Here is a 20594-nt window from a genome sequence, read left to right on the forward strand (position 1 = left end):
GGCAAATGGATGCCTGAAAGTATTTAGGGATAGACTATTCTTTTACCCCAAGCTGTGCATTAATCAGTGGCGTTTTGGGAGCCAAAAAGAACCCTGTGAGACTTGCAAACATGATCGGGATAAAGTGCTGGAAGCCGGTGAGTGTCGCGAGTAAAATAATGGTGCTGATAGGAGTGCGGGTAACGCAGGCATTGATAGCTGCCATACAGCTAATAAGTATAAGCGGTAGGTTCTGTCCGGGGAAAGCCTGATTGACGATCATTCCTACAGTAGCTCCCACAAAGAAGAGCGGAATGATAAATCCACCCCGCCAGCCCGAGGTTACGGTAAAACTGATGGCCAGAATCTTGGCTACCAGAAGCAGAAGTAAAAAACCTAGTGTGAATTCCTCCGCTAGGAGCACATTGAGTTCGTCGTGGCTGAAGTAACGCGAAAGCGGAACATAATAGGCAATGATGCCGATCAGTAATCCTCCCACGGCCATTTTCACATAGATCGGTACCCTGAATTTTTTGAAGAGAGCCCTGCACTGGCGCACAGTGAAAATAAAAAGCCAGCCTGCCGCAGTACCTGCTAGCGCATAGAGCATAGCGTAGAAGAAGTCGTTTAGCTCAGGGGTAGAGTACACGGGGAAGTTCCAGGTAGGGCCTATGCCGATGTGTGTGATCAGGATAAAAACAACATAGCTGGAGCAACTGGCGACAAAGGCAGGTATAAGCGCCTGGTAGTATTCTACTACATGCTTGTGATGCAGGATTTCCAAAGCAAACAGAGTGCCGCCGAGCGGCGCACCAAAGAGGGCAGTAAAAGCAGAGGCCATACCTGCTATTGTCAGAGATCGGAGGTCTTCCCCTCTTATTTTGAGCTGTTTTGCGATCCAGGTACCGGTGGAGCCAACTACTTGTACCAAAGGCGCCTCAGGACCGGCACTACCGCCACTTGCAATACACAGCCACGACGACAAAATCATGGAAGGATTATTCTTCGGCTCCAAGTGCCCTCCTTTAAAGCGGATATTATTGACAATAAGATCCATCTCGCCAGGGTCGCCAAGATAGTGGATGATAAGTCCGGCGAGTAAGCCGGCCCCGGCCATTAACGGTATAACATACAGACCCTGTACAGGTGCCAGAAAGTGAAGCAACCCCTCCAGAATCATCCAGTAAATCCCTGCGATGATACCCCCAATTATGCCAATAGCTACCCACAGCAGGAATATCTTGCTGAATACAAATGGGTTAAACTGTAAAGGATAGTTAATCTGGTTCCGCAATGTAACGGCCAGTCTTCTTCTTTTAAAGTCCATCCTGCAAAGGTACGGAGAAATGGAGGGATGGGTAAAGGAGGAGCCGGATTACGAGGCTTCTACATTCCTTTCTGTCCTTTCGGGAATGCAAGGAATTTGGGTTATTTCGTAGCTTCCGTCTACCTGCAGTTTAGCCGGCTTTCTCCTGCTCTTGTCACAAGAGTATTCAGTCGAAAGGGTTTCCTACAACTTTACACAAATATTCTGCGGCTCCGTAAAGAAACGCAGCGCCTCAAAACCACCTTCCCGTCCTACACCCGAATTCTTCATGCCACCGAAAGGTGTCCTTAAATCACGCAGGAGCCACGTGTTTACCCAGATGATGCCGGAGTGTACCTGATGCGCGACACGGTGTGCGCGATTCAAATTCTGCGTCCAGATGGTGGCAGAGAGGCCATAGTCGGTGCAGTTGGCGTATTGGATCACCTCTTCTTCGGTGTCGAAAGGGGTGAGCGTGACAACCGGGCCGAAGATTTCCTCGGTATTGGTGCGGCAGTTGTAGGGTAGTCCCTCAATGATGGTCGGGGCGATGAACCAGCCGTTCTGGCAACGACCCTCGACCTGCACCTGGTGACCACCCGTGAGGATGGTGCCCCCCTCTTGTTTGGCCAGTTCTATGTAAGAGAGCACCTTTTGCATGTGCTGTTCCGACACCACGGCACCCATTTTCGAACCTTCTTCCATAGGGTCGCCTACTTGCATTCCTTTAACCTTCTCCACAAAAGCATCGCGGAATTTCTCGTATAGTGGTCGCTCTATGAAAATGCGGGAACCGCAGAGGCAAATCTGCCCTTGGTTGGCAAAAGAGGAGTGGATGGAGGTATGCAGGGCGTTGTTGAAGTCGCAATCCGCAAAGATGATGTTCGGGTTTTTACCTCCCAGCTCCAACGACAGCTTTTTGAACATCGGAGCCGCCGTAGCTGCAATAGTGCGTCCGGTGGCGGTACCGCCTGTGAAAGAGATAACCGGCACTTTCGGATGCGCCGTCATGGCGGCGCCTACCTTGTGGCCGTAGCCATACACGATGTTAAGCACACCCGCAGGCAAGCCTGCCTCTATGCAGATTTCTGACAACATGTAAGCCGTCATGGGTGTGACTTCAGACGGTTTCGCTACCACGCAGTTGCCAGCGGCAAGGGCAGGAGCTATTTTCCACGTAAACAGGTATAGGGGCAGATTCCAGGGAGAAATGCAGCCCACCACGCCATGCGGATGGCGCACGGTATAGTTAATGGCGTCGGTTCCTTCCATGTAATGCGCTTCCGAAGCGAAATGCTGAATGGCCGTGCCGTAAAAGCGCATGTTGCTACTCGCCCTGGGTATATCCACCGATTTTGCCAGCTTCAACGGCTTGCCATTGTCTATCGATTCGGCCTCAGCCAGCTTGTCTAGATTCTGGTCGATGAGGTCGGCAATGCGCATCATAATCTGCCCACGCTTCTCGGCAGGTGTGTTCGACCAGGCCGGGAAGGCCTTCAAAGCCGCCTGCACCGCCTGTTCCACATCCTGTTCGTCGGAGTCAGGTATAAGCGAGTACACTTCTCCCAAAGCCGGGTTATAGTTGTCGATGTACTGCCCCGCCACAGGCATTACCAGTTGGCCGTCGATGTAGTTATGGATGTGCTGCATGTTACCTCCCCCCAACCCCCTCCTAAAAACAGGAGGAGGAGCTTTGGGATTTTTAATTTGATAGATTAAGTATTCTTAAGCTCTCGCTCTCGTCTCGTAAGTGTGCGTTATTCAGTGGTGTCCCAACATTTGTGTTATTAGGCACAAACAAAACGGCCCGAGTCCAACAGATAGCTCTCAATAATTTACAACTCCCTCCCCTGTTTTTAGGGGAGGGCTGTGGTGGGATTACAAACTCCCCGTTCTGCCCCCATCAACCGGCACATTTATGCCGTTGATATAAGCTGCTGCTGGCGTCGCCAGAAACGCTGCCGCTGCGGCAACTTCTTCAGGTTCGGCGAAGCGGCGGGCTGGGATTTCGGCCATCATCTCTTCTTCTACTTTATTTACTTCACTGTCAGTTTTCTTCGCTTTGTTCTCGATGATAGATTCCAGACGTCCCGTGCGGGTAGCACCAGGGAGCACGTTGTTCACCGTAATTCCGAATTGACCGAGTTCGTTCGCCATGGTTTTGGCCCAGCTGGCTACAGCACCACGTATAGTGTTCGACACGCCCAAGCCTTGCAAAGGCTGTTTCACCGATGTACTGATGATGTTGATGATGCGGCCATAGCCTGCTTTTTTCATCAATGGAATCACCGCCTGCGCCAAATTGTGGTTGTTGATCAGGTGCATGTTGAAAGCGCTCAGGAACTCTTCTGGCTTGGCGTTCACAATCGGTCCGCCCGCTGGTCCGCCTGTGTTGTTCACAAGGATGTGTACCTGATCGTGTTGCTGCAGGTATACCTGTAGTTGCTGCACCAACTCGTCGGGCTTGCTGAAATCTGCTACCAGATAATCGTGTTGCTGGCCTTTGCTATTGTCCAGTTCCTGGGCTACCTCTTGCAGCTTGGCTTCGTTGCGGGCCACCAGTGTTACGCTGGCACCCAGTTGCGCCAGTTCCACGGCGATGGCTTTGCCTATACCTTGCGTGCTGCCGCACACGATGGCTCTTTTATCAGTCAGGTCTAAGTTCATAACTTAAAAGTACGCAAAAGGCTTTAAACTTGCACGGCGGTCTGAGCAGGAGTTATACCTGATTTACCATTTATGCTTACTTTTTCGTACATTCAAGCTACAAACCTAACCCGATAAAACGATGGCCATACAGCGACCTTTCAATTTCAAACAGTGGATAGAGGAACACCGCCATTTGCTGAAACCACCTGTAGGGAACCAACAGGTATACAAAGGCAACGACGACTTCATTGTGATGGTGGTCGGCGGCCCCAACGCCCGTAAAGACTACCACTACGACGAAGGCGAGGAGTTTTTCTACCAGGTGGAAGGCGATATTGTGCTGAAAATCATAGAGGATGGTAAGCCAGTGGATATTCCAATCAAGGAAGGAGAGATCTTTCTGTTACCGCCCAAAGTGCCGCACTCCCCACAGCGACCTGCCAACACGGTGGGTCTTGTGATTGAGCGTTACCGCCGCGAAGGGGAGAAAGACGGTTTCATGTGGTTCTGCGAGAACTGCGGTAACAAGCTGCACGAAGACTTCACAGAAGTGACGGACATTGTGAAGCAACTACCGGTTATTATGGGTAATTTTTGGGACAGCGAAGATCTGCGTACCTGCGATAAATGCGGAGAGGTGCTGCAGCCTCCTGTAAAACCTGCATAACGGAAGTTGTCATTGAGAAATCTGGATTAACTTTTGGCTGTCGGTTGTTATTGTAGGGACGGGTCGCGACCTGTCCGAATAGTGCATGAGTTTTTCCAGCTATTTTGGTAAAGTCAATGGGAGATCTTCACAATTCCTTATCCCAAGCCAAATGTAAAACTGATAAAATGCGTATCTTGTTGGATTGCCTGATTTGGCCGTACACTTTATAGCCGTTTTTCGCCCGATTACAAACATGCAAAACCAGAAGCCTATAACCCCCATACCTGCCACAGACAATCTTTTTAAGATTGACATTCACACGCATATCCTGCCCGCTACTTGGCCCGATCTGCGTGAGCGCTACGGCTATGGCGGCTTCGTACGGTTGGAGCACCACAAGCCGTGTTGCGCCCGCATGATGATGGACGACAAGTTCTTCCGCGAGATTCAGGACAACTGCTGGGACCCTAAAGTGCGCATGCACGAATGCAGTCACCACCAGGTGGGCGTACAGGTGCTGAGCACAGTGCCGGTTATGTTCAACTACTGGGCGAAGCCCGAGCATACCTACGATCTGTCGCGCATGCTCAATGACCATATCGCAGGTATCGTAGCAGACTATCCCGACCGCTTCATTGGCCTCGGTACTATACCTATGCAGGACCCCGATTTGGCCATTAAAGAGCTGGGGCGGTGCATGAAAGAGCTGGGTATGGCAGGTATACAGATCGGATCGCACATCAACGACTGGAATCTCGACGCACCCGAACTGTTTCCGATTTTTCAGGCTGCTGAAGAGTTGGGGGCGGCAGTATTTGTGCACCCCTGGGACATGTACGGCAAGGAGAAGATGAGCAAATACTGGCTGCCCTGGCTCGTGGGTATGCCTGCCGAAACCAGTCTGGCCATTTGCTCTATGATATTTGGCGGCGTATTGGAGCGTCTGCCGAAACTGCGTGTCGCTTTTGCCCATGGTGGAGGTTCTTTTCCTGCTACCATTGGCCGCATCGTACACGGCTTCGAAGTGCGCCCCGACCTATGCGCAGTCGACAACAATGTGAACCCTCGCGAGTACCTCGGCAAGTTCTATTTCGACTCCCTCGTGCACGACCCACAGGCACTCGACTACCTCGTAAACCTGGTAGGCGCCAACAGCATTGCCCTCGGTACCGACTATCCTTTCCCGCTAGGCGAACTCGAGCCCGGCAAACTGATTGAATCCATGCCCTACGACCGCGCCACCAAAGACCGTATGCTGCACGGCACCGCTTTGGAGTGGCTGAATCTGGAGAAGAGCCGGTTTGTGAAGGAATCTTCCAATGGTTTGAAAGCGAAGGTATAGGGGTTGACTATACGCTATTTAGAAACAACAAATAATGAATTACGCGCCTGCAGCAAGCTCAATCCTTTCACCAACTTATCTGGCAGAATTTGTTGTCAACCGTTATGATTTCGATGAAACTACAACGTGCCGGATATTAAAAACAGGTATCAACCACACTTATCTGATAACGACCTCTAATCAAAAGTTTGTACTGAGAGTGTACTTCTACAACTGGAGAAGCGAGGATGAGATACGCGAGGAATTGCGGCTGTTAGATTATTTAAAAGAGAATGACATTTCGGTGTCTTATCCCATAAAGGATTGTGATGGGAATTATATCAATCGAATAGCAGCTTTTGAGGGAGAGCGTTTTGCTGTGTTGTTTTCATTTGCCGAAGGCGACTCTGTCAGGGTTCCATTGGAGAGTGTAAGCTACAGCCTGGGTGTGACTATGGCAAAGATGCATCAACTCACCCTTAACAGAACTGTTAAGCGAAAGTATTACGACGCGAGCACGCTTGTTACGTGGGCACTTCAAGCTGCAAAGCGCCACTTTACAGAGCCTTCCTTTGAAATGGATTACTTTGAGCAAGCCAGTGCTGTAATTTCAGCTGTATTCGAAAAAGCTGACACCAGTAGCTTAAGATATGGTATCGTCCACCTTGACCTGTGGTATGAGAATATGAAGGTTAAAGATGAATCTCAAATCACTTTTTTTGACTTCGACAATTGCGGTAATGGATGGCTGTTCTTAGACATGGCCTACAGCCTGATGATACTGTTCAGAAACGAACCAGACCAGGCAAAATTCGAATCAAAAAAGGAGAGCTTCTATCGAGGTTATGAGTCAGTTGCTTCCATTTCAGATGAGGAAAAAAGGCTGATTCCGTATGGTAGTTTAGCCATTTGGCTGCATTACACAGGCATTCATGTGCAACGGTTCGATGATTTTTCCAACCAGTTCTTAAGCCCCGATTTCTTGAAATATTGGATTCGGACTGTTAATCAGTGGATAGAATACAATGGAATAAAAATACACAGTCTATAAACCTGCGTGGTCTTTACGTAAAGCGCTACTGAATCTGTAGTCTGATTTAATCAGTGCCCCTCCCCATTCCCCAATTTCCTGTTCATTTTCTTATCTTGCAGGATATAAGCGCAGGTCCTTTAAGGTACAGCGCCTGAATTTTACCCGCATCAGAAAAATGAACTATCAAAATAGCCTTGCCTTCGCGCAGGAACAAGATAACCTTGATCCACTCAAGCATTTCAAAGACCGCTTTTATTTTCCGCAGGTAAATGGCCGTGACGCTATTTATTTCTGTGGCAACTCGCTCGGTTTACAGCCTAAGTCAGCGCAGATGTACATCGACAATGAGATGTACAAGTGGGCCAACTACGCCGTAGAGGGTCATTTTAAAGGCGAAGAGCCTTGGTTCAACTACCATAAGTTGCTCGCTGACGGCGCTGCCCGTGTGGTGGGAGCCAAGCCACAGGAAGTGGTGATCATGAACCAACTCACCGTAAACCTGCACCTCATGCTGGTGTCGTTTTACCGACCGGAAGGCAAGCGTATCAAAATCATCATGGAAGGCGGGGCTTTCCCGTCGGACCAGTATGCGCTCGAGACACAGGTGAAGTTTCATGGCTATACCCCGGAGGAGGCCATCGTGGAGCTGTTTCCAAGAAAAGGCGAGCATACCCTGCGTACAGAAGATATTTTGCAGAGCATTCGCGAACACGGCGACGAACTGGCGCTTGTGCTGATGGGAGGCATCAACTACTACACAGGGCAGGTATATGATATGCAGGCCATCACAAAAGTGGGTCACGAAGTGGGTGCTGTGGTGGGCTTCGACTTGGCGCATGCTGCCGGCAACGTGCCTATGCAGCTGCACGACTGGGATGTGGACTTTGCTGTGTGGTGTACCTACAAGTACTTAAACTCCGGGCCGGGTGGCACTGCAGGAGCGTTTGTGCACGAGCGCCATGCCAACAACCCAGACCTGCCGCGCTTTGCGGGTTGGTGGGGCCACGACGCCAGCGTACGTTTTCAGATGAAGAAAGGCTTTATACCAATGGCGGGTGCTGAAGGCTGGCAACTGAGCAATGCCCAGATTCTGCCGATGGCCTTGCACCGTGCTTCGCTGGAACTGTTCGACGAGGCGGGCATGGCTAACCTGCGTGCCAAGAGCGAGAAGCTGACGGGCTATCTGGAGTACCTGATCAACGATGTGCACGTAGGTAAGGAAGTGCTTGAGATGATCACGCCGCGTGACCCGCAAGCCCGCGGTAGTCAGATATCTATACTGGTGAAACAAAATGCCCGTGAGTTGTTCGATAAGCTGATGGAAGCCGGTATCATCGTGGACTTCCGCGAACCGAGCGTGATTCGGGTAGCACCTACGCCGCTTTACAACAGCTTCGAGGAGGTGTATCGCTTCTCCGAGATACTGCACGCATGTTTGGAAGGACATAGTTAACACACCTGAATATTGTAGCTTATTAGTAGGCTTGTAACCCCTGTCTTTTGCACAGAGTAATAGTTTAGTCAAGAGCACGTACTGTTTTGAAAGTATTGTGCGATAGGTAATTACTCACAGCTAAGGGTCTGTAGGTGGTCCATAGTGAGGGTGAGACGGGAGGGGAACAGGTAAGATAGATTAAAATAAAATTTTGGCGCTTTAAGGTAATAAATGGCCGTTACGTTCGAAGATATACTGCTGGTCTCCTCTATCCTGCTCTTCATCAGTATTCTGATCAGTAAGAGCCTTGGACGGTTCGGGGTACCAGCCTTAATCCTGTTCTTGGGAGTAGGTATGCTGGCAGGTTCTGAGGGATTGGGGAAAATTTATTTCAATGACGCACAAACTGCACAGTCGCTTGGTACAGTCGCCCTGGCATTTATCCTGTTCTCCGGTGGTTTGGATACCCGCTGGGAAAGTACGAAGCCCATTCTGTGGCGGGGCGTTATTCTGGCTACGGTAGGGGTATTCATCACAGCCATTTCCCTTGGAGCCTTTGTATACTTTGTTACAGACTTCACCTTACTGGAGAGCCTGCTCCTGGGTTCTATCGTGTCGTCTACCGATGCGGCGGCTGTATTCTCCATTCTCCGCTCCAAGAACATTGGGCTCAAGAACAACCTGCGGCCTACACTGGAGTTGGAGTCGGGCTCTAACGACCCGATGGCCTATTTCCTGACTGTCAGCTTCACATTCCTAATCATGAATCAGGAGGCGAGCATCTGGCAGCTTGTTCCCATGTTCTTTATGCAGATGAGCATTGGTGCCGTGGCAGGAATAGCGATGGGCCGGGCCATGGTGTGGGTCATCAACCGGATCAAACTGGAGCAGGAGGGACTTTACCCGGCATTGACCATGGCGATGGTGATCTTTACCTATGCCTTCACGAATGTCATCAACGGCAATGGCTTTTTGGCAGTGTATGTGGCGGCGGTTATACTCGGTAACCGCAACTTCATCCATAAGCGAAGTCTTACCAAGTTCTATGATGGCATAGCCTGGCTTATGCAAATTCTGATGTTCTTAACACTTGGCTTGCTTGTATTCCCATCACACATGCTACCGGTAGTGGGCACAGGTCTGCTGATTTCGATGTTCCTGATATTTGTGGCTCGTCCGGTGAGTGTGTTTTTAAGCATGGCTTTCTTCAAAAACACGATACAGGACAAGCTCTATGTATCATGGGTTGGCTTGCGTGGCGCAGTGCCTATTGTGTTTGCCACCTATCCGATGCTGGCAGGAGTAGAGAAATCGGATATGATCTTCAACATCGTGTTCTTTATCGTACTCACCTCCGTTATGCTGCAAGGCACTACGCTCAGCCCGGTTGCAAAATGGCTTAACCTCAGCGAAAAAGACAAGAAGCTGAAAAAGCACCAGTTCGATCTGGAAATGGAGTATGACCTCAAAAATGAGCTCACCGAAATAGAGGTTCCGGACAGTAGCCCTGCAGTTGGCAAAACGCTGGTAGATCTGCAATTCCCAAAAGGAGCGCTTATCGTGTTGATCAACAGGAACAGAAAGTTTGTAACTCCTAACGGTGCCACCATGCTGGAGCCCAAAGACAAACTCTTCGTGATGACCGATAACGACGAGGAACTAACAAAGGTGAATGAGCTGCTTGGCTACGAGGTGGAGTAGGATAAACGATCAATCGGCTAATGTTTAAACGGCATCTTAAAAGCAAAAGCCCTACTTTTGCAGGGCAATGGCTTTTACCAAGAACATAAAGCGCTACCTTACCTACCCGCTCATGTGGGTGATGCTGCTTTGGGCTGTCACGCTGCCGGGCCACGAACTGGCTGTGTACAGTTACTTAGTGAAAGGCTCTGCTGATGAAGTAGCTCAAAGCCTCAGGTCAGCTACCAGCGAACAAGATGATTTTTCGGTAAAGCAGCAGACTGTGCAAGTCTTTCTGGACGCTAATACTGCTTCGGTCATCGTGCTGAGTCCACAGCAGCTCATCAAATGCGTGTTCCAGGCACTCACGTTTGCTCCTGCCATTGATGACATACCCTCTTACTCACCCCATGCGGCAGGAGCTGAACTCATCACCCAGCTTTTCCCCATCACCATACAACCCAACGCCCCCTAGGCAATCTCAGTTCTGCACTAATAAGTTTTCCTCTGATGCATGCCAATATTCAGCGCAGGCTCAGGGCATCTCCTTCTTTTTCATATAGAGCAAGTCAGCCTTATGCTGCTTTAAAGCCTGTTATGCTTATCAACCAGTAGGTATAGGACAGCTCTACATACTCATATTTCGCATGACTGATTTTGCAATAGTCATATCGTGGGTATCCATTTTCGGGTTACTCATCGGTATAGTCTTCCCTCAATGGAGTCTCTTTTGGTATGCAGGCGAGAAAAGCCGGATTAACTCCTTCATTATTTATAGCTCCCTGCTGATAATTTCATTTCTGCTGTTCGCTGTTTCAGCCTAAGATCACAGGAGCATATCATATAGCCAAAGTTATTTTAAAACCCTTTCATATATCATGAACACTACTTATTCGAATGATCAAATCAGTAGCTGGACATCTGACCAATTACTAAACCTGGGTGTACCCGAGCAAGCAGCTATGCACATCAATATGCTGGTCCTGATTTTGGCAACGGCCATATTGGTATACCTGGCTGACTTCTTTTCCAGGAAGATCCTGGTGGGTACCCTGCATAAGTTTGCGGCTAAGTCCAGCACGAAGTTGATAGAGTATCTGGTGCGCAATAAGGTGATCGTATACCTGGCCCGGATTGCGCCGCTCATTATAGTGGTGCAGGCTATACCTGTTGTGTTTGCCGATTTTACGAGCCTGATTTCGCCGCTCATCAAGTTAACAGACATCTACCTGATCATGCTGTGGGTGTGGGTGGCCAGAGCGCTTCTGCGCACCTTCAAAGATTTCCTTAAGACAACTGAAACCTTCAGAGACAAGCCCGTAGAAAGCTTCCTACAAGTGCTTACTATTTTTCTGTACTTCGTGGGCGGCTTGCTTATTTTCTCCACCCTCACAGGCAAAGATGCCTGGACATTCGTAACGGCTATGGGTGCGGCTTCGGCGATACTGATGCTGGTGTTCAAAGACACGATCATGGGCTTTGTGGCCAGCATACAGGTGTCGACCAACGATATGGTGCGCATAGGCGACTGGGTAACCATGGAAAAGTACGGGGCAGATGGCGATGTGATTGAGATAAACCTGAACACCGTCAAGGTGCAGAACTTCGACAAGACCATCACCACGATACCGACCTACTACCTGATCTCGGACTCGTTTAAAAACTGGCGGGGGATGCAGCGCTCGGGCGGGCGGCGCATCAAGCGCTCTGTGTACATCAAAATATCCAGCATCCGTTACCTGTCTGACGAGGAGGTGAGCCGCCTGAGCAAGATCCAGCTGCTGAAAGGCTACCTGGAAGAGCGTCAGCAGGAAATCAGGCAGTTTAACGCAGCCAACGAGGTCGATAAGAGCCTTTTGATCAACGGGCGCAGCTTAACCAATGTAGGTGTGTTCCGGCAATACGTAGACGCCTACCTGAAGGCACACCCGAAAACACACAAAGGCATGACCATGATGGTGCGCCAGCTCGAGCCGACCACCACTGGTATGCCGATTGAGCTATACCTGTTTGCCAACAGCATTGTGTGGACGGAATACGAGGCAATTATGGCTGATATTTTTGACCATCTGCTGGCTGCTGTGAAGTACTTTGACCTGGAGGTATTCGAAATGCCAGCGGCGGATGATGTGCGGAGCCTGCAGTTCAACCCGGTTGCGACAGCCAATATGCGTTATCCCATGACGGAGCCCATGCAGAACTAAAGCGCCCGTAACCAGTTCGTTAAACATCGGGCCGGCTGTGAATCAGGTATAACAGGGAAGTCCCGTATCATTAAAAATCAAGGGACTTATACCTGTGGGCGGATAAATTTTGATGTATATTGTAAGATTGGCAACCTGTTGCTGTATTGTTTTTACACTACTTATTTCAGTATAACGCGATTATATGACACACCTTCCCCATTTAGTAATGGACCTGGGGCTGATACTCGGGGCTGCGGGTATCACAACACTGATTTTCAAAAAGCTCAAGCAACCACTCGTGCTGGGCTATATCATAGCGGGCTTGCTGGTAGGGCCGCACTTCAACCTTTTCCCGACCATCATCGAGATTGAGAACATCAACGTGTGGGCCGAGATCGGCGTGATTTTCCTGCTGTTCAGCCTCGGGCTGGAGTTCAGTTTCAAGAAGCTGGTAAAAGTAGGCGGCGCATCCTCCATCATGGCGGGCGTGGAAGTGATTGTGATGCTCTTGCTGGGCTACCTCACAGGCAAAATGCTGGGCTGGAGCACGATGGACAGCGTGTTCCTGGGCGGTATACTCTCCATCTCCTCCACCACCATCATCATCCGGGCTTTCGATGAGCTGGGTGTGAAATCGCAGCGTTTCGCAGGGCTGGTGTTTGGCGTGCTGATCGTGGAGGATCTGGTGGCGATCCTGCTCCTGGTGCTGCTCTCCACTCTGGCCGTGAGCCAGCAGTTTGCAGGCACCGAAATGCTTCAGGCAGTGCTCAAGCTGGCTTTCTTCCTGGTGGTCTGGTTTCTGGCGGGTATCTTTCTTATACCTACTTTCCTGCGCAAGGCCAGCAAACTGATGAACGACGAGACCTTGCTGATCGTCTCCATCGCTCTATGTTTCATCATGGTGATACTGGCGGCGCAGGTAGGCTTCTCGCCAGCGCTTGGGGCGTTCATCATGGGCTCTATACTGGCAGAAACTACCAAGGCTGAGAAGATCGAGCACCTGGTCACCTCTGTGAAGGACCTTTTTGGGGCTATCTTCTTCGTCTCGGTAGGTATACTGATCAACCCGGCCATGATTGTGGAGTATGCCGGGCCGATCGCCTTGATCACAGTGGTGACGATTGTTGGCAAAATGGTGAGTATCACGGGCGGTGGTCTGATGGCCGGACAGGGGCTCAGGACTTCCATCCAGTCAGGTATGAGCGTGTCGCAGATCGGGGAGTTTTCGTTCATCATCGCCACTCTGGGACTCACCCTCAACGTAACCAGCGACTTTTTGTACCCGGTAGCGGTGGCGGTTTCGGCCATCACAACGTTCACCACACCTTACATGATCAAGCTGGCCGACCCGCTGCACCGCTCCGTAGAAGGTATGCTGCCAGAGCGATGGAAAACATCGCTTAACGAGTACAGTTCGGGCGCGGAGACAATCAGCACCGTTAGCGACTGGAAAATAGTATTGCGGTCCTATGTCATCAACCTGGTTGTCTATTCAGTCATCCTGATTGCGATTGTCCTGGCGTCCGGCAACTTTCTATACCCGTTCATCACAGAGAACTTCATCAACGGTGTGTGGGGTGGTGTCGCGACGGTGGCGATTGCGCTGGTGTTTATGGCGCCCTTTCTGTGGGCGATGGCCGTATACCATCCGCAAAAAGAAGCCCAGGGCCGCATCTGGGCTAACCGCAACTACCGCAGCCTGATCATCGTCCTGGAGTTTACGCGGGTAGGTATAGCCATCCTGTTCATCGGATTTTTGCTTAACCAGGTGCTATCGGTGCAGGTGGCCATTGTAGGTAGCTTATTCATTATCGGTTTGCTGGTTGTTTTCTCGCGGCGTATCCAGAACTTCTATACCCGCATCGAAGACCGGTTTATGTCGAACCTGAATGCCCGTGAGATCAAGGCGGCCAGCAAAATGACGCATACACTGGTGCCCTGGGATGCTCACCTGACCAGCTTTGAAGTATTGCCTAACGCGGTGGTCGTAGGCAAGAGCATGATTGAACTGCAGATCCGTGAGAAGTATGGCGTGAATGTCGCCGTAATCGAGCGGGAAGGCCGCAACATTATGGCACCGACCCGTAACGAACGCATCTTCCCCGGCGATAAAATTTATGTATTCGGCACAGATGAGCAAATCGAGGACTTCAGCGAGTTTATTAACGAAGAGTTTATACCTAGTTCGAACGGCGAGACAACGCGGGAAGAAATAAGCCTGCAGAAACTGGTAGTGTCGCCTGCCTCCAAGCTGCTTGGAAAGACTGTGCGAGAATCGGGGGTGCGGGAGAAAACGAAAGGGCTGATTGTAGGTATAGAAAAGAATGGCGAGCGCATGCTCAACCCGGACTCAGAGCTGGTAATAGGGGAAGGTGATATTCTATGGATTGTGGGCAGTCCGTGGCGTATAAAACAACTGGAAGCCGCCCGTCAGGAAGCTTGAGAAAGAACATCCTTTTTACGACTTTAGCTTGACAAAGAAGCATTATGCGCAAAATTGAATACTGGATAGAGGAGAACCTCAACCTGTCGGCTGCCATACAGGAGAACATAGTGAAGTCACTTGTGGCTTTACTGGTGCTTTGGATCGTGAGCCGGGTGCTGCTACGGCTGGCATCGCGGCAACAGACCGACTCCCGTAAGCTGTACCAATGGAGAAAGACAACCAACTACGTCGTGACGGGGCTGGGAATTATTTTTCTGGCCAATATCTGGTTCGACGGCTTTAGGTCCATCACCACGTTCCTAGGTATCTTCTCGGTCGGTCTGGTGGTGGTGCTTCGCGACCCGATACTGAACATGATGGGCTGGGTATTCCTTATCTGGAAGCGCCCATTCAAAGTAGGCGACCGTATTAAGATAGGCCTCTATACCGGCGACGTCATCGACATCGGCTTCTTCCAGTTCACCATCAACGAACTGGGGGAATGGGTGGATTCTGAGCAGGCGACGGGCCGCGTGGTGCACATCCCCAACAGCCAGGTATTCACGCAGGGGCAAATCAACTACAACTACGGCTTCCCGTTTCTGTGGCACGAGGTGCAGGTACGGGTTACTTTTGAAAGCAATTGGCAGAAGGCGAAAACCATTTTGCAGGAGATCGGGAGTCGGCATACCGAAAAACTGACAGGGGAGGTGGAGCAACGCGTGCGCATAGAGGCGCAGCAGCATCTGATCTTCTATCGAAGCTTCGAGCCGCGGGTGTTTACCAAAGTCAGAGAGAACGGTATACAGCTTACCTTACGCTACCTCTGCAACCTGAATGGCCGTCGGGAGAGCGAAAACAAGATATGGGAAGACGTGCTGTCTGAGTTTCTGGCTACATCGGATATTCGCTTCGCTTACCCAACCACCCGCTTCTACAGCGCTGCCGAAGGGCAGGAGAGCGAAACAGAACTACAGCGGATTGTGTCGTCGCGAAAGAGCTTGGAGTAGAATAAAAAAGGAGCCTGTTTTTTATAGAACAGGCTCCTTTTTCTTATGCTAGAGATATGAAATTATACTGCTTTGCGAACCGCTCAGCTTTGATTTTTATACTCCCTTTGCCTCCTTTTCTTTAGTCTCTTCCCGGAACTCCTTCATCCTTGTAAAATAATCCCGCGCGGCAGCCATCACCTTTGGCGAAAGCAACAGGGCCGATACCATGGTAGGAATCGCCATCATAGCATACATGCCGTCGATAAGGGCGATTACGGCTGTGATGGTGGCGGTGGCGCCAAACACGATAGTGGCTACATAAAAGTAGTTGTAGTAGTGCTTATACTTCGCACCGAAGAGGTAGCTGAAGCATTTGGTGCCATAGTAAGAGTAGGAAAACAACGAAGTGAAGGCGAAGATCGTCACACATACCACCAGTACATAGCTGCCAAAGCCAGGCATGGCATTGTTGAAGGCAGTGGCCGTCATAGTCACGCCGCTGGCATCGGTATCCTGCCACGTACCCGTCAGGATGATGGCCAGACCGGTGAGCGTACAAACCACGATGGTGTCAATGAAAGGTCCTAGCATGGCAACCAGTCCCTCGCGAATAGGCTCGTCGGTTTTGGCGGCGCCATGCATCATAGAGGCCGTGCCTATACCTGCCTCATTCGAGAAGGCCGCCCTGCGTGCACCCGCAATAATGATCGCACCTACAGCACCTCCCAGCACAGTTTGAGCCGAGAAAGCGTCTTTGAAGATCAAGGCGAATGCATCAGGTATAGCAGTGTAGTTCACGAACATGATGTAGAACACAGCCAGCATGTAGAGCACCACCATGCCCGGCACCATCTTGCCCGCCACATGGCCAATGCGCTGTATACCTCCGAAAATCACCAGAGATGTAATGAACACCAGCACCAGTCCGATAGTAAGGTTGGTGTAGAATAAGTCAGTGGTCGTGAATCCATTAGGCTCGAGCACAACCTCCCGGATAACCTGCGTGAGCTGGTTGGCCTGGAAGATAGGCAGCGTACCAAACAGACCCGCAATAGCGAAGAAGGCCGCCAGCGGTTTCCATTTCTTGCCAAGGCCTGTCTCAATCACGTACATCGGTCCGCCCTCCAGGTGGCCTACGCTGTCATGGCCACGGTACATCACCGACAGGGAACAGGTAAAAAACTTGGTGGCCATACCTACAAAGGCACTCACCCACATCCAGAACAGCACACCCGGCCCGCCAATGGCGATGGCCACGGCCACACCGCTGATGTTGCCCATGCCTACCGTAGCTGCCAGCGCAGCCGACAGCGCCTCAAAGTGGTTGATGTCCCCCGGGTCGTCGGGGTCGTCGTATTTGCCACGCAGCACGTTGATGGCATGGCGCAGGTAGCGGAAGGGCAGGAAGCCTGAGTAAAACATAAAGTAAAAACCGCCGCCCATCAGGAGGATCAACAAAGGCATACCCCATGCGGCGTCACTAAACCATACTAAAAACTCTTCTAATGCTTTCAATAGAAAATAGGTTGCTTAAATAGAAAGCTACAAAGATACGCTTAGAATGGCAACCAATGGCACTATACAATTGCCGTATTTTTTCGTAGCTTACAGATATAGGTGCCAGTACTGGTACAGGTATACTGCTAAACCCCCTGCCGATGAAAACCAGGTTTATAGTATTGATCGACTTTTCTTCCTACTCTAAATTTGAGCTGCAGCTGGCTAAGCACTGGGCTGACAGCATGGCCGCTGACGTGTTGCTTCTGCACGAGCCCATTGTTATGGCACCAGCCCTCACTGATGTCAGCACTCGCAATGAAATAATCGGTTATGAGACCGATAAAGCCCTGAACAAACTCAAAGCGTTTGCGATGCAGCACCTGCCTGATACACGCCACATCAGCTATCGTGTAGCCGAGGACAGCCTGATTATATCGCTGCAGCGTCTGTTAAGTGAGTACTATTATAATATAATCTTTGTAGGGCTGAAAGGGACTGGCTTCCTGAAGCGGATCTTTATGGGCAGCATGGCCATTAGTGTAATTGACGAAACAAACGATGTAATAGTGGCCGTGCCCCGGCACTCTTTCAACATGGCGCCTGACACGCTTTATGTAAGTGTGTACTACAAATACAGACTCAACACGGCAGCGCTTGATAAGGTGCTTCAGCTGTTCGGTGATAAGATAAAGCACATCCGTTTTCTGTCTGTAGTGGCGAAGAAGGACAGCATGAAGCAAACGATGGGCTACCTGAAAGAGTTGCGGGAGATGTACCATGGTGAGCGTGATGCTTACATAGAGGCTTTTGAGGGAGAAGATGCTTTCTATACCTTAAAGCAATACATGAACGCCCACGCCGATGGTATGCTGGTCGTGCAGAAAGGCTCCCGCTCATTCACCAACCAGGTCTTCCGCCGCTTCCTGATCAACGAGTTGGTCTACGACGCCTCTGTTCCGCTGATTGTGTTGCCGGAGGTAGAGCAGGAACAGGTATAGCACATCTAGGTATAGAATCAAGTCTTAAAACTAAAAGCCCCTGTGCCCTGTATTAAGTCGGGAGCGCTTTTTTTAGTGCGCACGCCACACCCTAATCTACTACTATGAACCTAAGTGAGCTGATCAACAACCAATTTTACGAGTTCGCCCTCATTATCTTTCTGGCTACTTTGGCTGGAGCCATTGGCCGCGTGCTGCGGCAGCCACTTATCGTGTCCTTTATCGCAGTAGGCATACTGGTAGGGCCCTCGGTGCTCAACATCCTCAATTCCGAACATGAGATTGATCTGCTCGCCGAGATGGGTATCGCCATTCTGCTCTTCGTGGTAGGCCTCAAACTGGATATCAACCTGATTAAATCGACGGGAAAAGTAGCTTTGATGACAGGCCTCGGGCAGGTAATTTTCACCTCGGTCTTTGGTTTTGGCATTGCCATGGCGCTGGGTTTTGAGTGGCTGGAGTCGCTGTATGTGGCGGTGGCACTCACGTTTTCGAGTACCATCATCATTGTAAAGCTGCTCTCCGACAAAAAGGAGATCGACATGCTGCACGGGCAGATCGCACTTGGCTTCCTGATTGTGCAGGACATTGTGGTGGTCGTAGTAATGATCGTGCTGTCGGCGCTGGGTGCCGAGTCGGATCGCTCCGTCGGAATGGACCTGCTCTTTGTGTTCGGCAAGGGCATTGCCATGTTTGCGGTGGTGGCCGTGCTTATGAAGTATGTGATTCCGAGAGTGACCAAGCAACTGGCCGACTCGCAGGAATTACTGGTGCTCTTCTCCATTGGCTGGGCGATCCTGCTGGCCGCGCTAGGCGATTTTCTGGGCTTCAGCAAAGAGGTGGGTGCTTTTCTGGCAGGTATATCGCTGGCCTCTACGCAGTACAGGGAGGTCATTAGCGGGCGCCTGACTAGCGTGCGCGACTTCCTGCTGTTGTTCTTTTTCCTTGATCTGGGTTCGCAACTCAACCTGGGGCTGATGGGCGAACAGATCGTGCCGTCCATTATATTCTCGGTGTTTGTGCTGGTCGGCAACCCGATCATCGTGCTCATCATCATGGGTATTATGGGCTACCACAAGCGCACCTCATTTAAGGCAGGCCTAACCGTGGCGCAGATCAGTGAGTTCTCGCTTATCCTCATCAACATGGGCATGGGCGTGGGTCACATCGACGAAGAAACGTTAGGACTGGTGACGCTGGTTGGCCTTATCACCATCACGCTCTCCACCTACATGATCATGTTCTCAGACCAGCTCTTTGATTGGCTATCACCGATGCTGAGCATCTTTGAAAAGAAAAAGCCGACGCAGGCCAAGGAACTGGAGGATGATACTGAGAAGCTGGACGTGCTCATATTCGGACTCGGGCGTTATGGCAAGCGCATAGCCACAGCCCTGGAAGAGTGCAACCTCAAATACATTGGCGCCGACATAGACCCTGCCTTAGTAAACAACTGGACGGAGCACGATTTGAATGCCGTGTACTGTGATGCGGAAGATCCTGATCTGGGGGAGGTATTACCTGTGAAGAAGGTGTCGAACGTCATCAGTACCATATCGGATGTAAAGGTGAACATTGCCCTGATGAAGCTACTCAGGCACCAGAATTTTGATGGCCGCATTGCTGTAACTGCCAACAATGATGACACCGTGCAGATGCTAAAAGAGGCAGGAGCGGAATATATTCTGGAGCCTTACAAAGACTCTGCAAAAAAGGTGGCCGAAATGTTTAGCCATAAGGTGGAGAAAGACGAAAGAGAGGAAGAGCAGCAAGAGAAAGATAACGAAGAAGCTAAGTCTAGAAAAGAAGATGATGCAGCATAGCGAAAGCTTCACAAAGCTCGAGATGCCCCAGGCGGAGGTATACTATGCCCCGCATTTTTTCACGAAAGAAGAAAGCGACCTATACCTGCAGCGCCTGACAGAGGAAGTGGCCTGGCAGCAGGAGGAAATCAAAATGTTTGGTAAACAACTGCCGCTACCGCGGCTTACCGCCTGGTACGGCGACAAAGGCTATACCTACTCGGGGCTCTATAATGCGCCTCAGCCCTGGCTGCCGGTATTGCTGGAGCTGAAGGAGCGGATAGAGGCAGCCTCCGGCGACAGGTATAACAGTGTGCTGCTCAACTACTACCGTCACGGGCAGGATAGCATGGGCTGGCACTCCGACGATGAGAAATCCCTTGCGCCAGGTATAGCTTCTGTCAGTTTTGGAGGGGAGCGAGGCTTTGCCTTCCGGCACCGCAAGCGCAAAGACCTGCCTGCTTTGAAGCTTACACTGCAGCACGGCAGCCTCCTGCTCATGCAGGGAACTACCCAACAGCACTGGCAGCACCAACTGCCTAAAACAAGTCGTCCTATCGCGCCCCGCATTAACCTGACTTTCCGTACAATCATTGGCTAAGGTATAATGCCGCCGTAGTATTGCCTTTCCCGATTGGA

The 20594-nt window shown here is 50.7% G+C and carries 16 protein-coding genes; 12 read left to right on the top strand and 4 right to left on the bottom strand.

All coding sequences use genetic code 11. The features are described from left to right. Positions 1-34: 34 nt before the first annotated feature. The 3 genes from Q1A54_RS00450 to Q1A54_RS00460 form a co-directional block, all read right to left on the bottom strand. Positions 35-1306 (bottom strand): chloride channel protein, encoded by a 1272-nt coding sequence (locus tag Q1A54_RS00450; RefSeq protein WP_299984195.1) that lies wholly within the window; start codon positions 1304-1306, stop codon positions 35-37. Between the two features lie 183 nt (positions 1307-1489). Next, positions 1490-2935, bottom strand: coding sequence for an aldehyde dehydrogenase (locus tag Q1A54_RS00455; protein WP_299984197.1), 1446 nt, complete (start codon positions 2933-2935; stop codon positions 1490-1492). A 228-nt stretch (positions 2936-3163) separates the two neighbouring features. Continuing rightward, positions 3164-3952, bottom strand: a complete 789-nt coding sequence (locus Q1A54_RS00460; protein WP_299984199.1) for an SDR family oxidoreductase — start codon at positions 3950-3952, stop codon at positions 3164-3166. Between the two features lie 121 nt (positions 3953-4073). Between Q1A54_RS00460 and Q1A54_RS00465 the strand changes: the two genes are divergently transcribed. From Q1A54_RS00465 to Q1A54_RS00505, 9 genes are all read left to right on the top strand, one after another. Beyond that, a complete protein-coding gene (locus Q1A54_RS00465; RefSeq protein ID WP_299984200.1) occupies positions 4074-4601 on the top strand; it encodes a 3-hydroxyanthranilate 3,4-dioxygenase in 528 nt (175 codons plus the stop codon). A 235-nt stretch (positions 4602-4836) separates the two neighbouring features. Continuing rightward, positions 4837-5925, top strand: a complete 1089-nt coding sequence (locus Q1A54_RS00470; RefSeq protein ID WP_299984202.1) for an amidohydrolase family protein — start codon at positions 4837-4839, stop codon at positions 5923-5925. 34 nt (positions 5926-5959) lie between these two features. Next, positions 5960-6955, top strand: coding sequence for a phosphotransferase (locus Q1A54_RS00475; RefSeq protein WP_299984204.1), 996 nt, complete (start codon positions 5960-5962; stop codon positions 6953-6955). A gap of 157 nt (positions 6956-7112) precedes the next feature. Then, complete coding sequence (gene kynU, locus Q1A54_RS00480) at positions 7113-8390, top strand: kynureninase (protein ID WP_299984205.1); 1278 nt, start codon at positions 7113-7115, stop codon at positions 8388-8390. A gap of 213 nt (positions 8391-8603) precedes the next feature. Continuing rightward, the gene (locus Q1A54_RS00485; RefSeq protein ID WP_196119250.1) at positions 8604-10073 is read left to right on the top strand and encodes a potassium/proton antiporter; all 1470 of its coding nucleotides are present in this window, start codon (positions 8604-8606) and stop codon (positions 10071-10073) included. A gap of 67 nt (positions 10074-10140) precedes the next feature. Further along, positions 10141-10527, top strand: coding sequence for a hypothetical protein (locus tag Q1A54_RS00490; RefSeq protein WP_299984208.1), 387 nt, complete (start codon positions 10141-10143; stop codon positions 10525-10527). 403 nt (positions 10528-10930) lie between these two features. After that, complete coding sequence (locus tag Q1A54_RS00495) at positions 10931-12256, top strand: mechanosensitive ion channel domain-containing protein (protein WP_299984210.1); 1326 nt, start codon at positions 10931-10933, stop codon at positions 12254-12256. 184 nt (positions 12257-12440) lie between these two features. After that, entirely contained in the window at positions 12441-14681 is a 2241-nt protein-coding gene (locus tag Q1A54_RS00500) for a cation:proton antiporter (RefSeq protein ID WP_299984212.1), read from the top strand. Between the two features lie 44 nt (positions 14682-14725). Further along, positions 14726-15673 carry a mechanosensitive ion channel family protein gene (locus Q1A54_RS00505; protein WP_299984213.1) on the top strand — a complete coding sequence of 316 codons (948 nt, stop codon included), beginning with the start codon at positions 14726-14728 and terminating at the stop codon, positions 15671-15673. A gap of 96 nt (positions 15674-15769) precedes the next feature. Here Q1A54_RS00505 and Q1A54_RS00510 read toward each other — a convergent pair whose 3' ends face one another. Then, positions 15770-17170 (bottom strand): alanine/glycine:cation symporter family protein, encoded by a 1401-nt coding sequence (locus tag Q1A54_RS00510; RefSeq protein ID WP_299984215.1) that lies wholly within the window; start codon positions 17168-17170, stop codon positions 15770-15772. 143 nt (positions 17171-17313) lie between these two features. On the opposite strand from Q1A54_RS00510, the gene Q1A54_RS00515 reads away from it, so the two are divergent. From Q1A54_RS00515 to Q1A54_RS00525, 3 genes are all read left to right on the top strand, one after another. Continuing rightward, positions 17314-18153: a universal stress protein gene (locus Q1A54_RS00515; protein WP_299984217.1), complete on the top strand. Its 840-nt coding sequence runs from the start codon at positions 17314-17316 to the stop codon at positions 18151-18153. A gap of 104 nt (positions 18154-18257) precedes the next feature. Beyond that, a complete protein-coding gene (locus Q1A54_RS00520) occupies positions 18258-19976 on the top strand; it encodes a cation:proton antiporter (RefSeq protein WP_299984219.1) in 1719 nt (572 codons plus the stop codon). After that, positions 19963-20556, top strand: a complete 594-nt coding sequence (locus Q1A54_RS00525; RefSeq protein WP_299984220.1) for an alpha-ketoglutarate-dependent dioxygenase AlkB — start codon at positions 19963-19965, stop codon at positions 20554-20556. The genes Q1A54_RS00520 and Q1A54_RS00525 overlap by 14 nt, the downstream gene beginning before the upstream one ends. The last annotated feature ends 38 nt before the right edge of the window (positions 20557-20594 follow it).

The sequence above is a fragment of the uncultured Pontibacter sp. genome (assembly GCF_947502515.1).
In the GTDB taxonomy this organism is placed as follows: domain Bacteria; phylum Bacteroidota; class Bacteroidia; order Cytophagales; family Hymenobacteraceae; genus Pontibacter.

Bases quoted from the DNA above. Each gene is read 5' to 3' on its own strand.
- Q1A54_RS00450 (WP_299984195.1), bottom strand. From the start codon at position 1,306: ATGGACTTTAAAAGAAGAAGACTGGCCGTTACATTGCGGAACCAGATT.
- Q1A54_RS00455 (WP_299984197.1), bottom strand. From the start codon at position 2,935: ATGCAGCACATCCATAACTACATCGACGGCCAACTGGTAATGCCTGTG.
- Q1A54_RS00460 (WP_299984199.1), bottom strand. From the start codon at position 3,952: ATGAACTTAGACCTGACTGATAAAAGAGCCATCGTGTGCGGCAGCACG.
- Q1A54_RS00465 (WP_299984200.1), top strand. From the start codon at position 4,074: ATGGCCATACAGCGACCTTTCAATTTCAAACAGTGGATAGAGGAACAC.
- Q1A54_RS00470 (WP_299984202.1), top strand. From the start codon at position 4,837: ATGCAAAACCAGAAGCCTATAACCCCCATACCTGCCACAGACAATCTT.
- Q1A54_RS00475 (WP_299984204.1), top strand. From the start codon at position 5,960: ATGAATTACGCGCCTGCAGCAAGCTCAATCCTTTCACCAACTTATCTG.
- kynU (WP_299984205.1), top strand. From the start codon at position 7,113: ATGAACTATCAAAATAGCCTTGCCTTCGCGCAGGAACAAGATAACCTT.
- Q1A54_RS00485 (WP_196119250.1), top strand. From the start codon at position 8,604: ATGGCCGTTACGTTCGAAGATATACTGCTGGTCTCCTCTATCCTGCTC.
- Q1A54_RS00490 (WP_299984208.1), top strand. From the start codon at position 10,141: ATGGCTTTTACCAAGAACATAAAGCGCTACCTTACCTACCCGCTCATG.
- Q1A54_RS00495 (WP_299984210.1), top strand. From the start codon at position 10,931: ATGAACACTACTTATTCGAATGATCAAATCAGTAGCTGGACATCTGAC.
- Q1A54_RS00500 (WP_299984212.1), top strand. From the start codon at position 12,441: ATGACACACCTTCCCCATTTAGTAATGGACCTGGGGCTGATACTCGGG.
- Q1A54_RS00505 (WP_299984213.1), top strand. From the start codon at position 14,726: ATGCGCAAAATTGAATACTGGATAGAGGAGAACCTCAACCTGTCGGCT.
- Q1A54_RS00515 (WP_299984217.1), top strand. From the start codon at position 17,314: ATGAAAACCAGGTTTATAGTATTGATCGACTTTTCTTCCTACTCTAAA.
- Q1A54_RS00520 (WP_299984219.1), top strand. From the start codon at position 18,258: ATGAACCTAAGTGAGCTGATCAACAACCAATTTTACGAGTTCGCCCTC.
- Q1A54_RS00525 (WP_299984220.1), top strand. From the start codon at position 19,963: ATGATGCAGCATAGCGAAAGCTTCACAAAGCTCGAGATGCCCCAGGCG.